This window comes from Streptomyces katrae, from assembly GCF_000966975.1.
Lineage (GTDB): Bacteria > Actinomycetota > Actinomycetes > Streptomycetales > Streptomycetaceae > Streptomyces > Streptomyces katrae.
Genome location: NZ_JZWV01000623.1, coordinates 1 through 12,463, shown reverse-complemented (window position 1 = coordinate 12,463; position 12,463 = coordinate 1). Strand labels below are relative to the sequence as shown.

Sequence of the window (12,463 nt, the reverse complement as noted above, 5' to 3'; positions counted from 1 at the left end):
GTCCAGGGATCCGCCCGCCATGAGGGGGGCGGTGACGGGGACGTCTTCGGCTCCGACACCCACGGAGTGGGGTTCATCCTGCAGGTCGGCCATGGGATTCGCTCCGGTCTCGGCGGCAGCAGGGAGATATGGGGCCACCGTGACATGCGGGCTGAGGGTGCCGCCCGGCGAGTGTGGCGTTCGGGTGTACGCCGGCGGGGCGGTGGGGCGGTACGGGACAGGGGCGGGGCCGGGGGTGTCCCCCTGACCCCGCCCCCGGGGGCGGTCCCGTACGGGTGCGGGCTACAGCACCGCGTTCGAGGGGCCGCGGGTGGCCTGGAGGTCCCGGGCGACGGCTTCGGCGTCGCGCAGCGCCCGTACGGCGTTGGACCAGGTCAGCTTGGCCAGGTCGGCCCGGGACCAGCCGCGGTGCAGGAGCTCCGCGATCAGGTTCGGGTAGCCGGAGACGTCGTCCAGCCCGGCCGGGGTGAAGGCCGTGCCGTCGAAGTCGCCGCCGATGCCGATGTGGTCGACGCCGGCGACCTCGCGCATGTGGTCGAGGTGGTCGGCGACGGTGGCGGCGGTGGCCACGGGGCGGGGGCGGCCGGCTTCGAAGGCCCGGTGCAGGGCCATCGCCTCGGGGGTGGTGTCGAGGTGGTGGAAGCCGTGGGCGCGCAGGTTCTCGTCCGCGGCCAGGGTCCACTCGACGGCGGCCGGGAGGATGAACTTCGGCACGAAGGTGGCCATCGCGACGCCGCCGTTGGCGGGCAGCTGCGCCAGCACCTCGTCGGGGACGTTGCGCGGGTGGTCGCAGACCGCCCGGGCCGAGGAGTGCGAGAAGATCACCGGCGCGGCCGAGACGGCGATCGCGTCGCGCATGGTGCTCTCGGCGACGTGCGAGAGGTCGACGAGCATGCCGATGCGGTTCATCTCGCGCACCACTTCGCGGCCGAAGTCCGCGAGTCCGCCGTGGCGGGGTGCGTCGGTGGCCGAGTCCGCCCAGTCGATGGTGTCGTTGTGGGTGAGCGTCATGTACCGCACGCCCAGCTGGTGCAGGGCGCGCAGGGTGGCGAGGGAGTTGTTGATGGAGTGGCCGCCCTCGGCCCCCATCAGGGAGGCGATCCGGCCGTCGGCGCGGGCCGCCTCCATGTCGTCCGCCGTCAGTGCCCGTACGAGGTCGCGGGGGTAACGGGCGATCAGCTGCTCGACGGCGTCGATCTGCTCCAGGGTGGCGCTGACGGCCTCGTCGCCCGCGAAGTCTGAGCGGACGTAGACGGACCAGAACTGCGCGCCGACCCCGCCGGCGCGCAGCCGGGGGATGTCGGTGTGCAGGTGGGCCGACTGGTCGCCGGCGATGTCGCGCCGGCCGAGGTCGTAGCGGACCTGCTGGCGCAGGGCCCAGGGCAGGTCGTTGTGTCCGTCGACGACCGGGTGCTCGGTGAGGAGCTCCCGGGCCTGCGCGAGCAGGTCCGCCGCGGTCACTTGCCGAACCCGAACTTCTCCGCGCCCGCGACCTTCGCCCGCAGCCGCTTGCCCTTCTCGGTGGCCTGGTCGTTGAGCTCCTGCTGGAAGTCGCGCATCCGGCCGAGCAGCTCGGGGTCGTGCGCGGCGAGCATCCGGACGGCCAGCAGGCCGGCGTTGCGTGCGCCGGCGACGGAGACGGTGGCGACGGGAACCCCGGCGGGCATCTGGACGATCGACAGGAGCGAGTCCATGCCGTCGAGGTACTTCAGCGGGACCGGCACGCCGATGACGGGCAGCGGGGTGACGGAGGCGAGCATGCCGGGCAGGTGGGCGGCGCCGCCCGCACCGGCGATGATCGCCTTCAGGCCGCGCTCGGCGGCCTGCTCGCCGTACGCGACCATCTCGCGCGGCATGCGGTGGGCGGAGACGACGTCGACCTCGTAGGGGATCTCGAACTCGTCCAGGGCCTGGGCGGCGGCCTCCATGACCGGCCAGTCGGAGTCCGAGCCCATGACGATGCCTACGACGGGGCCTGCGGGGGACGTGCTCATCCCGATCTCCTTGCGTGGGTGTATCCGGCCTCGGCCGGGGCAGGAAACGCATCCACGGCCCGGAACCGTGCGACGGCGATATGCCGCTCTGCGATGCTGTGACCTGGGTTTGTGTTCGTATCATGACTGCCCCTGGCTTCCGGGGCGTGGGGACTTCTCCTGTGAAGCGGGCGTTCAAGTACCGCTTCTATCCGAACGACGCGCAGGCAGCGGAGCTGTCGCGGACGTTCGGCTGCGTGCGCAAGGTCTACAACCTTGCCCTCGCCGTCCGGTCCCGGGCTTGGGAGACCGGTCGGGAACGAGTGGGCTACCAACAGACGTCGGCCCTGCTGACGGCCTGGAAGCAGACCGAAGACCTGGCTTTTCTGGCTGAGGTGTCCTCGGTACCGCTCCAACAGACGCTCAGGCACCTGCAGGCGGCGTTCGTCAACTTCTGGCAGGGGCGGGCGAAGCATCCGCGGTTCAAAACGAAGCGGGATTCCCGGGCAAGTGCCGAGTACACGCGCAGCGCCTTCCGCTACGCGGAGGGGCGGCTGACGCTCGCGAAGATGGCCGAGCCTCTCGACATCGTGTGGTCCAGACCCCTGCCCGCAGGCACGACGCCGTCGACCGTCACGGTCTCCCGTGACCCCGCAGGGCGCTGGTTCGTTTCCCTGCTCTGCGAGGACTTCCCATCCGCGATGCCCCCTGCGACGAACGCGATCGGCCTCGACGTCGGGCTGACGGCCCTGGTCACGCTCTCCACCGGAGAGAAGATCCGTAACCCTCGGCACGAACGGCGGGATCGGGAGCGCCTCACACGTGCCCAGCGGGCGCTGTCGCGGAAGGAGAAGGGCAGCAAGAACAGGGAGAAGTCCCGCATCCGGGTGGCGCGGATCCATACCCGGATCGCCGACCGGCGGCGGGATCATCTGCACAAGCTGACGACTCGACTCGTGCGCGAAAACCAAACGCTCGTGATCGAGGACCTTGCTGTCCGCGACATGCTCGGGAACCGCCGCCTCGCGCGAGCGCTCGGCGACGCGGGCTGGCGGGAGTTTCGGCGCATGCTGGAGTACAAGGCGGCCTGGTACGGGCGAAGGCTGATCGTCGTCGACCGCTGGTTCCCCAGTACCAGGCTGTGCTCGGCCTGCGGCGCACTGGCCGGGACGGTACCCCTGGACATACGCACGTGGACGTGCGTGGCCTGCGGGACGACCCACGACCGGGACGAGAACGCGGCGATCAACCTTCTGGCCGCCGGGCTGGCGGTCACTGCCTGTGGAGCGGGCGTCAGACCTCAACGGGAGTCCTCCTCTCGGCCGGGGCGGTCCGTGGTGAAGCAGGAAACCCCACCTGTGAGGGTGGGAACCCCCTCCCGGCAGGGAGGGGCCGAGGTCACTCGGTGATCGTTCCTCTGAGGTAGCCGGCTGCGTGACGTGCGCGCTCCAGCACATCGTCCAGGTCGTCGCCGTAGGTGTTGACGTGGCCGACCTTGCGGCCGTGTTTCACGTCCTTGCCGTACATGTGGATCTTCACCTGCGGGTCGTGGGCCATGCAGTGCAGGTATGCCGCGTACATGTCGGGGTAGTCCCCGCCGAGGACGTTCGCCATCACGGTCCAGCGGGCCCGGGGGCGCGGGTCGCCCAGGGGGAGGTCCAGGACCGCTCGGACGTGGTTGGCGAACTGGGAGGTGACCGCGCCGTCCTGGGTCCAGTGGCCGCTGTTGTGCGGGCGCATGGCCAGTTCGTTGACGAGGATGCGGCCGTCGGTGGTCTCGAACAGCTCCACGGCCAGGTGGCCGGTCACGTCGAGCTCCTTGGCGATGTGCAGGGCCAGGGCCTGGGCCTCGCCCGCGAGGGCTTCGGAGAGGTTGGGGGCGGGGGCGATGACCGTGTCGCACACGCCGTCGACCTGGATGGACTCCACGACGGGGTAGGCCACGGCCTGGCCGTGCGGGGAGCGGACGATGTTGGCGGCGAGTTCGCGGACGTAGTCCACCTTCTCCTCCGCCAGGACGGGGACGCCCGCCTTGAACGGGGCCTCCGCGTCCTCGGGGGTGCGGACGAACCACACGCCCTTGCCGTCGTACCCGCCGCGCACCGTCTTGAGGATGACGGGGAAGCCGCCGACCTCTTCCGCGAAGGCCGCCGCGTCCGCCGGATCGCTCACGATCCGGTGGCGGGGGCTGGGCGCGCCGATCTCGTCGAGCTTGGCGCGCATCACCCCCTTGTCTTGTGCGTGCACCAACGCGTCGGGCCCCGGCCGGACGGGGATGCCGTCCGACTCCAGGGCCCGGAGGTGCTCGGTGGGTACGTGCTCGTGATCGAAGGTGATCACGTCGCAGCCGCGCGCGAAGGCGCGCAGCGTGTCCAGGTCGCGATAGTCGCCGATGACGACGTCGTTCACGACCAGGGCCGCCGAGTCCTGGGGGGTGTCACTGAGGATCTTGAATCTGATGCCGAGGGGGATGCCCGCCTCGTGGGTCATGCGGGCGAGCTGACCGCCGCCGACCATGCCGACTACCGGGAACGTCACACCTCCAGGGTATCCGGCGGTATTCCGCCATACGGACGCAGGCCTGGCGGGGACTCGCCGGTGGGGGCCGGAGGCCTTGTGTGCGTTGTGTCCCAAGGGGTGGCGAGGCGCGGCGGGGCCCCCGGGGCGACACTTAACATGGTGGGGTTGACGAGATCGGGTGACGCGCCCGGACGGGCGCTGACGGCCCGGCCCCGCGGTTCACCCCGCGGGTCACCCCGCGGGTCACCCGCGACCCACCCCGCGACTCACATGACGACTGACAGGGACTGAACCATCACATGAGCACGCCGAACGCAGTACCGCTGTCCGAGCGCTTCCGAGGCATCGCCCGGGAGGTCGTGAAGTTCGGCGCGGTCGGCGGCGCGGGCGTCCTGGTCAACTTCGGCGTCTTCAACCTGCTGCGCAGCACCACGGACCTGCAGACGGTCCGCGCGAACGTGATAGCCATCGTGGTCGCCATCATCACGAACTACGTGGGGTTCCGCTACTTCACCTACCGTGACCGCGACCTGGGCAGCCGCCGCCGCGAGATGATCCTGTTCGTGCTGTTCAGCGTGATCGGCATGGTCATCGAGAGCGGTGTGCTCTACGTCGCCACGTACGGGTTCGGTCTGGACAGCTCGCTGCAGAACAACATCTTCAAGTTCTTCGGCATGGCGGTGGCGACGGTCTTCCGGTTCTGGTCGTACCGGACGTGGGTCTTCAAGGCCCTGCCGACGGACGCTGCGCCCTCGCTGGTCGTGGAGCAGCGCGACGGGCACGAGGCGGTGCCCGTCGCCGCCGCCCGGACCCCGGAGCCGGCGGGCAACCAGGGCTGACCCGAGGGCTGAGGGGCTGAGGCCTACCTGACCGTCCGCTCCGGCTCCGCGCGCTCGGGGGCGGTGCGGCTGAGGAAGAGCGCGAACACCGGCGGCTGACTCTGGAGGAGCTCCAGGCGGCCGCCGTCCGCTTCCGCGAGGTCCCGGGCCACGGCCAGGCCGATGCCGGTGGAGTTGCGGCCGCTGATGGCCCGCTCGAAGATCCGGTTGCCGAGGTCGGGCGGGACGCCGGGGCCCTCGTCGGTGACCTCGATGACGGCCTGGTTGCCGGTGACGCGGGTGCGCAGGGCGACGGTGCCGCCGCCGTGCATGAGGGCGTTCTCCACGAGGGTGGCCAGGACCTGGGAGACCGCCCCGGGGGTGCCGACGGCGCGCATGCCGGTCTTCCCGGAGCGGACGATGGCCCGGCCGGCGCTGCGGTAGGCCGGGCGCCACTCCTCCAGCTGCTGCTTGACCACCTCGTCGAGGTCGAAGGGGACGGCGGAGCCGGTGCGGGGGTCGCGCGAGTTCGTCAGCAGCCGTTCGACCACGTCCGTGAGCCGTTCCACCTGGGTGAGGGCGATGCTCGCCTCCTCCCGAACGGTCTCCAGGTCGTCGGTGACGGTGATCTCCTCCAGCCGCATCGACAGGGCGGTGAGGGGGGTGCGCAGCTGGTGGGAGGCGTCGGCGGCGAGGCGCCGTTCGGCGGTGAGCATCCGGCCGATGCGTTCGGCGCTGGCGTCGAGGACGTCGGCGACGCGGTCCAGCTCCGGAACCCCGTAGCGCTTGTGGCGGGGCCGGGGGTCGCCGGAGCCGAGGCGCTCGGCGGTCTCGGCGAGGTCGGTCAGCGGGGAGGCGAGCCGGTTGGCCTGGCGTACGGCGAGGAGTACGGCCGCGACGACGGCCAGCAGGGCCACCGCGCCGACCACGGCCAGGGTGCGGCCGACCTCGCGGGTGACGGTGGAGCGGGACTCCTCCACGACGACGACCTCGCCCTGTTCGCCGCGTGCGGTGCCCCGGATGACGCTGTCCTGGATGCGTTCGCCGACCTCGACGGGCGGCTGTCCGGGGACGGTGATGCGGGCGTACGTGCCCATGTCCAGCTGTTCGGACAGCGCGCCGGCCTCCACCCGCCGGTGTTCGAGGGCGTCGGCCTCGACGACGCCCAGCAGGCGCAGCGCCTCGGAGCCGATGCGGTCCTGGGCGCTGCTGGTGATGGTCCGGGTCTCCACGATGACGAGGGAGACCCCGAACACGGCGATCACGACGAGGACCACGGCGAGCGTGGAGTTGATCAGACGGCGGCGCATGCCCTAGAGCATGCCCTAACGGACGAACGCGCTCCGTCGCTCCGTCGGGTCTGCGCAGGTCTGCCAGGTCTGCGCGGGTCCGCGCTCCCGGCTGTCAGCTCTTCTCGAAGCGGAAGCCGACGCCGCGGACGGTCGCGATGTAGCGGGGGTTGGCGGCGTCGTCGCCCAGCTTCTTGCGCAGCCAGGAGATGTGCATGTCGAGGGTCTTGGTGGAGGACCACCAGGTGGTGTCCCAGACCTCGCGCATCAGCTGGTCGCGGGTGACGACCCGGCCGGCGTCGCGGACCAGGACGCGCAGCAGGTCGAATTCCTTGGCGGTGAGCTGGAGCTCCTCCTCGCCCATCCAGGCGCGGTGGGACTCGACGTCGATGCGCACGCCGTGGGTGGCGGGTGCCTGGGCGGCGTCGTTGGCGCCGCGCCGCAGCAGGGCCCGTACGCGGGCCAGCAGCTCGGCGAGCCGGAAGGGCTTGGTCACGTAGTCGTCGGCGCCGGCGTCCAGGCCGACCACCGTGTCGACCTCGTCGGCCCGGGCGGTCAGGACCAGGATCGGGAAGCCGTGGCCCTCGGCCCGCAGTCGCCGGGCCACCTCCAGGCCGTCCATCCCGGGCAGTCCCAGGTCGAGGACGACGAGATCGACGCCGCCCTGCAGTCCGGCCTCCAGGGCGGTGGGGCCGTCCTCCCGGACCTCGACCTCGTAGCCCTCCCGGCGCAGGGCGCGGGCCAGGGGTTCCGAGATGGATGCGTCGTCCTCGGCGAGCAGTACACGCGTCATGTGGGTGATGGTAGTCCGCGGCGGCTGAAAGGAGGCGCCTGCCCGCATACCCCTCTCGAACTGGGGTTATTGACTACTATCGGCCTTCGAACTTGACGGATCGGTTCCCCGATTCCCTGTGATCCATATCTCAAGCCCTTCCATATGCATCGGTGCCCTGTCGTATGGTGGCGGAACGCCCGATGCACTATCGAGGGGACATTTGCGCTCAAATCCGAGCCGAGAACCTCAAATTCTGCTCTGGTCGGCTGCCTCCGACCCAGATGACAGTGAATGACCTATGGGCCGGGCCCGGCACGCGAGGAGGCGTGCAGGGCGTGGATCCCGGTTACGGCTGCCCCGTCACCCCGATACAGCGGGGAACGACACCCCAGGGCGTGGGGTGGGACATCCGTCGCCGGTGCCGGCCACCCCCCCACCGGGCGCTGAACAGCTCACGAAGCCGAGCGTCCCGAGCAAGCAAGGATCGACCATGGCTTCCAGCCTGACGAAGGACGCGGCGACTCCGGCGCCGGAAAAGACCTTCTTCGGCCACCCCCGTGGCCTGGCCACTCTGTTCATGACCGAGATGTGGGAGCGCTTCTCCTACTACGGCATGCGCGCCCTTCTCGTCTACTACCTGGTCTCGGGCGGCGCCGACGCCGCCACGGGCAGCCAGGGCGGCGGTCTGGCCATGACCGCGGCAACGACCACGGCCATCTACTCCGTGTACGTGTCCATGGTCTACCTCATGGCCATGCCCGGCGGCTGGTTCGGCGACCGCGTCTGGGGCGCCCGCAAGACGGTCGCGATCGCCGGTTTCGTGATCATGGCCGGTCACCTGTCCCTGGCTCTTCCCGGCCAGGCGATGTTCTTCGTGGGTCTGATCCTGGTCGCGGCCGGTTCGGGTCTGCTGAAGGCCAACATCTCCACGATGGTCGGTCACCTGTACGACGGCCCGGACGACCCGCGCCGTGACGGTGGCTTCACCCTGTTCTACATCGGCATCAACCTCGGTGCCTTCGTCGCCCCGTTCGTCGTCGGAACGGTCGGCAAGGAGCACAACTGGCACCTGGGCTTCGCCCTCGCCGCCGTCGGCATGGCCCTGGGTCTGACCCAGTTCCTGATCGGCACCAAGCACCTGAGCCCGAAGAGCAGCCAGGTTCCGAACCCGCTGACGCCGGAGGAGCGCAAGGCCGTCCTCACCAAGGTCGCCCTCGCCGTCCTGGGCATCGCCGTCTTCTACGGCGCCGTCGTCGCCCTGGGTGCCTACACCCTGAACTGGGCCCTGGTCCCGCTGACGCTGGCCGGCCTGGTCATCCCGGTCGCCGTCCTGGCGCGCATCAAGCGCGACAAGGAGCTTTCGGGCGCCGAGCAGTCGAAGATGACCGCGTACATCTGGTTCTTCATCGCCGCCGCCGTCTTCTGGATGATCTACGACCAGGGTGGCTCCACGCTGTCGCTGTTCGCGGACGACAAGACCGCCGACACCGTCTTCGGCTTCGGCTTCTCGGCCACCTGGTACCAGTCGCTGAACCCGCTGTTCGTCATGGCGCTGGCCCCGGTCTTCGCCTGGCTGTGGCTGTGGCTGGCCCGTAAGAACCAGGAGCCGAACACCATCGTGAAGTTCGCGATGGGTCTGGTCCTGATCGGTGCCTCGTTCTTCGTCTTCATCGTCCCGATGGGCATGGCGACGGGCGACACCAAGGTCTCCCCGATGTGGCTCGTCTCGATCTACATGATCCAGACCATCGGCGAGCTGTGCGTCTCCCCGGTCGGCCTCTCGGTCACCACGAAGATGGCGCCGCAGAAGTACGCCTCCCAGATGATGGGTGTCTGGTTCCTCGCGGTCACCGCCGGTGACTGCACCACCAGCCTCCTGTCCATCGGCGGCGTCGACCTCAACGGCACGTGGGTGATCGGCTTCCAGGCCGCCGCCGCGGCGCTGGCCGGCTTCGCGGTGTACGCCTACCGCAAGAAGGTCCAGGCGCTCATGGGCGACGTGCACTGACGCACCGCCTAAAAGGGGCGGCCCCGCACACCTGAAGGTGTGCGGGGCCGCCCCTTTTGGATTTTCCGAAAACCCTCTTGGACATTCCCGCGTTCCGGAAATTCCAGGGACGTCAGGCGCCCTTTACTTCGGAGGAAAAACCGGCCAGGTAGGCCTTGGTGTCACAGCCGACGGTTACCGGCGAGCCGGTGGGCGCCCAGTCGCTGCGGTAGGTCCGCCGGACGACGTGCTCGCGAGCACCCTGGACGACATCGCACGTGATCACGGCTCGATGTGCGGCGCCCGAGGGAAACTGGCCGCTGCAGCGGGACGTGGCGCTCGGGCGGCCCATGCCGTCCAGGACAGCGGTGGCCTTGCAGCCACCGGCGGCGCCGCCCGCCGGAGCCGCGGAGGCGGCGGGCGCTCCGAGGACAGCCGTCGCAGAAGCGGGGATTTGAATTCCAGCTACATCCTGTCGGCGATTCGGTCAGAACCGGCAGAGCGAGAAATGCGCACCCGCGACGGAAAACGGGTGCGCACTCCTCTCCCGCCCGAGAGCGGGGTTACCTCGTGCCGCGCAGGCGGCGCCAGGGGGTGAAGGTGAAGACGGCGGCGCCGAGCAGGACGATGGTGCCGGCGATCAGGGCCAGGGCCCTGATTCCGCCGTCGTCCTGGGCGCCGGTCTCGGCGAGGCCGCCGGAGGCGGTGGCCGAGGAGCCGCCGGCGGAGGGTCCGGCGGTGGTGGAGCCGGAGCCGCCGGGCTGGGCGGTGGTGTCCAGCTCCAGGGAGACCCCGCTGCCGGTGGCCTTGCAGGGCACGTTGATCGGGGTGGAGCCGGGGGTCATCGTGACGTCGATGCTCAGCTGGTCGGGGGTGAGCGTGACCTTGCCCGACTTGCCGGGCTTGTAGGTGCCGGTCATGTCGGTGAGGCTGACGGGCGCCCCGCTCGGGATCGGCTCGGCGTTGGCCGGACCGGTGACCTTGACGGTGCCGCTGTCTGCGCCGCCGAGCTTGATGTCCATCGAGGGCTTGAGGGCTCCGGCCGGGAGCTGCATGGGGCTGGCCATGGCGCCCTTGGCGGTCTTGACGGTGAGGGCGTAGTCGCCGCCGTTCTTCTTCGCGCTGATGGTCACCGGTGTCTTGATCCCGTTGGGCACCACGGCGCCGCAGTCGTAGGTGACGTCCACCGCCTTGCCGGGGAAGTCGGTCTGGCCGCCGGAGCCGCCGGTGGTCGAACCGCCGGAGGTCGAACCGCCGGAGGTGGAGCCCCCCGTGGTGGAGCCGCCCGTTGTGGAGCCCGTCGTGCTGCCGCCGGTGGTCGTCGAGCCGGTCGTGCCGCCCGTGGTGCTGCCCCCGGTGGTGCCGCCCGTTCCGCCGCCCGAGACGTCGATGACGGCTCCGCCCTTCACCTCGCCCACCGGGGCGCACTTGGTGACGAAGGTGCCGAAGGGGAAGGTCACCGCCACCTCGTACTTGCCGGGGGTCACGGTGATCTTGCCGGCCTTGGTCAGCTTCAGCTTGCCCTTCATGACCGACATGACCATCGGGGCCTTCTTGGGGATCTCCGGGTTCTTCTTCTCCCCGACGACCTTGGCCTCGCCTCCCCCGTCGCTCGCGGTGAGCCAGCCGGTGGGCTGGACCGAGTCCTTCGGGATCACCATCAGGTCGGTGTTGTTCGACGCCGGCTTCACCGTCTCCCACGAGACGTCGACCTCGTCGCCGACCTTGGCCGTGGCCGGTGCGGTGATCCGCGCGGTGGTCTCGCCCTCGACCGGGTCGCCGCCGCCGGCCGGCGGCACGCACCTGACCTTGAACGTGGTTTCGGCGGCCTGGGCGGGGGAAGCCGCCACGGCCACACCCGCGCCGCTGAGCAGCAGCGCGACCAGGGCCGCGCTCGCCCTCCGTTGGGTCTTCACTGGGGTCCTCTCGTCGTCGGACTGTGATCGGACGGTGCGGATGTCTGTGGCGGCCCCGGCGGCCGTGGCGGCCCCTCCTGCGGCGGGTCCGGCGTGAACCACGGCAGGGCCGGCGGCGCGGGCGCGGAGGCCATCGCGTCCGGGATCTTCGGGAGGCGGGCCGTGACCGCCGCGGCGCCCTCCGGAGCCGGCCCGGCGCCACGGTGGCGGCCGGCGGCCCCGGGGCGGGGGCGGACCCGGTCCACCACCGCCATGCCCAGCCGGAACAGCGCCGTCGGGATCACCACCAGCAGCAGGGCCCAGAACAGCAGCACCCCGTACGGCCGGTCCACCCCCCACGGCTGGGTGGCGAGGACGGTCTCCCCGTACTTCAGCGAGACGGTGTAGTCCCCGTGGGCGCCCGCCGGCAGCTCCACGCCCAGGGACACCTCCGCCTTGCCGCCGGGCGGGATGGTGCCCTTCCAGCGGGCCTCCTCCCACTGCGGGGCGAACACCCCGTGCGCGGTGCCCAGCTGGAAGACCGGGTCCTTGACCGGCGCCGAGCCGAGGTTGCCGACCGTGGCGGTGAACCTCCGCGACGGCGGCGCCCCGAACCAGGTCAGCACCCCGTCCTCGCCCTTGAGGCGGACGCCCGTGAGCATCGCGAGCCGGGCGGTCCCGGACTCGGCGGGCAGGTCGGCCACCGGATGGCCGGTGATCTTCAGCGGGACGGCGACGGTGGACCGGTCGCCGTTGACCGAGGTCACGTTCACCACGCACGGGCAGGGCTTGGGCGGCTCCGCCACCGGCAGCCGGGCCGTGAAGCGGCCGTCGTCGGCGACCGCGACGGCCACGCCGTCGGCGTTGGCGCAGCTGTTGGTGCCGCCGATCATGTTCTGGCCGCAGACCAGCAGCATGACCAGGGTCCTGGCGGGCCAGCCGGTGCCGGTGGCGGTGAGCTCGGCGCCCTTGGCCGCCTCCTGCTGCGAGAGCACCACGGCCGGCTTCCCCGCGGCCGCCGCGGAGGCGGAGGCGTACACGGAGGGCGAGGGCCGCCAGTGCTGCCCCGGCGCGGGATACGGCCCGTACGGCCCTCGGGCCGGGCGTGCGGCTCACCTGGACGCTCCCGTCAGCTCGGGTTCGGATGCGGCCGGGCCGCTCGGGCCCCCCGCCGGCTCGGGCGGCCGCGCGCGCGGCGGGCCGCGC

General features: G+C 71.0%; 11 protein-coding genes. 3 read left to right on the top strand and 8 right to left on the bottom strand.

The genetic code is table 11. The features are described 5' to 3' along the window. Positions 1 to 282: 282 nt before the first annotated feature. Positions 283 to 1,461, bottom strand: coding sequence for a dipeptidase (locus VR44_RS22275; protein WP_045949340.1), 1,179 nt, complete (start codon positions 1,459 to 1,461; stop codon positions 283 to 285). Further along, on the bottom strand, positions 1,458 to 1,994 hold the full coding sequence (purE, locus tag VR44_RS22270) for a 5-(carboxyamino)imidazole ribonucleotide mutase (RefSeq protein ID WP_045949339.1): 537 nt from the start codon (positions 1,992 to 1,994) through the stop codon (positions 1,458 to 1,460). Before purE ends, VR44_RS22275 begins: the two co-directional genes overlap by 4 nt. Before the next feature lie 122 nt (positions 1,995 to 2,116). On the opposite strand from purE, the gene VR44_RS22265 reads away from it, so the two are divergent. After that, complete coding sequence (locus VR44_RS22265; RefSeq protein WP_045949341.1) at positions 2,117 to 3,382, top strand: RNA-guided endonuclease InsQ/TnpB family protein; 1,266 nt, start codon at positions 2,117 to 2,119, stop codon at positions 3,380 to 3,382. Here VR44_RS22265 and VR44_RS22260 read toward each other — a convergent pair. Continuing rightward, complete coding sequence (locus VR44_RS22260) at positions 3,372 to 4,511, bottom strand: 5-(carboxyamino)imidazole ribonucleotide synthase (RefSeq protein ID WP_094191833.1); 1,140 nt, start codon at positions 4,509 to 4,511, stop codon at positions 3,372 to 3,374. The two genes, VR44_RS22265 and VR44_RS22260, sit on opposite strands and share 11 nt — an antisense overlap. Before the next feature lie 281 nt (positions 4,512 to 4,792). On the opposite strand from VR44_RS22260, the gene VR44_RS22255 reads away from it, so the two are divergent. After that, positions 4,793 to 5,332 (top strand): GtrA family protein, encoded by a 540-nt coding sequence (locus VR44_RS22255; RefSeq protein ID WP_045949337.1) that lies wholly within the window; start codon positions 4,793 to 4,795, stop codon positions 5,330 to 5,332. Positions 5,333 to 5,355: 23 nt separating this feature from the next. On the opposite strand, the gene VR44_RS22250 is transcribed toward VR44_RS22255, so the two are convergent. Both VR44_RS22250 and VR44_RS22245 read right to left on the bottom strand, forming a co-directional pair. Then, positions 5,356 to 6,621 (bottom strand): ATP-binding protein, encoded by a 1,266-nt coding sequence (locus VR44_RS22250; RefSeq protein WP_045949336.1) that lies wholly within the window; start codon positions 6,619 to 6,621, stop codon positions 5,356 to 5,358. Between the two features lie 94 nt (positions 6,622 to 6,715). Continuing rightward, the gene (locus VR44_RS22245; RefSeq protein WP_042812873.1) at positions 6,716 to 7,393 is read right to left on the bottom strand and encodes a response regulator transcription factor; all 678 of its coding nucleotides are present in this window, start codon (positions 7,391 to 7,393) and stop codon (positions 6,716 to 6,718) included. A gap of 472 nt (positions 7,394 to 7,865) precedes the next feature. Here VR44_RS22245 and VR44_RS22240 point away from each other — a divergent pair, with 472 nt between their 5' ends. After that, positions 7,866 to 9,383, top strand: coding sequence for a peptide MFS transporter (locus VR44_RS22240; RefSeq protein WP_045949335.1), 1,518 nt, complete (start codon positions 7,866 to 7,868; stop codon positions 9,381 to 9,383). Positions 9,384 to 9,495: 112 nt separating this feature from the next. Here the strand turns inward: VR44_RS22240 and VR44_RS45195 are convergent, their stop codons facing one another. The 3 genes from VR44_RS45195 to VR44_RS22230 all read right to left on the bottom strand — a co-directional run bounded on the left by VR44_RS45195 (position 9,496) and on the right by VR44_RS22230 (position 12,255). Then, the gene (locus VR44_RS45195) at positions 9,496 to 9,648 is read right to left on the bottom strand and encodes a hypothetical protein (protein ID WP_157880376.1); all 153 of its coding nucleotides are present in this window, start codon (positions 9,646 to 9,648) and stop codon (positions 9,496 to 9,498) included. 277 nt (positions 9,649 to 9,925) lie between these two features. After that, positions 9,926 to 11,278, bottom strand: coding sequence for a hypothetical protein (locus VR44_RS22235; RefSeq protein ID WP_045949334.1), 1,353 nt, complete (start codon positions 11,276 to 11,278; stop codon positions 9,926 to 9,928). Further along, positions 11,275 to 12,255, bottom strand: coding sequence for a hypothetical protein (locus VR44_RS22230; protein WP_245692087.1), 981 nt, complete (start codon positions 12,253 to 12,255; stop codon positions 11,275 to 11,277). Before VR44_RS22230 ends, VR44_RS22235 begins: the two co-directional genes overlap by 4 nt. Between the last annotated feature and the right edge of the window lie 208 nt (positions 12,256 to 12,463).

Bases quoted from the DNA above. Each gene is read 5' to 3' on its own strand.
- purE (WP_045949339.1), bottom strand. From the start codon at position 1,994: ATGAGCACGTCCCCCGCAGGCCCCGTCGTAGGCATCGTCATGGGCTCG.
- VR44_RS22265 (WP_045949341.1), top strand. From the start codon at position 2,117: ATGACTGCCCCTGGCTTCCGGGGCGTGGGGACTTCTCCTGTGAAGCGG.
- VR44_RS22255 (WP_045949337.1), top strand. From the start codon at position 4,793: ATGAGCACGCCGAACGCAGTACCGCTGTCCGAGCGCTTCCGAGGCATC.
- VR44_RS22250 (WP_045949336.1), bottom strand. From the start codon at position 6,621: ATGCGCCGCCGTCTGATCAACTCCACGCTCGCCGTGGTCCTCGTCGTG.
- VR44_RS22245 (WP_042812873.1), bottom strand. From the start codon at position 7,393: ATGACGCGTGTACTGCTCGCCGAGGACGACGCATCCATCTCGGAACCC.
- VR44_RS22240 (WP_045949335.1), top strand. From the start codon at position 7,866: ATGGCTTCCAGCCTGACGAAGGACGCGGCGACTCCGGCGCCGGAAAAG.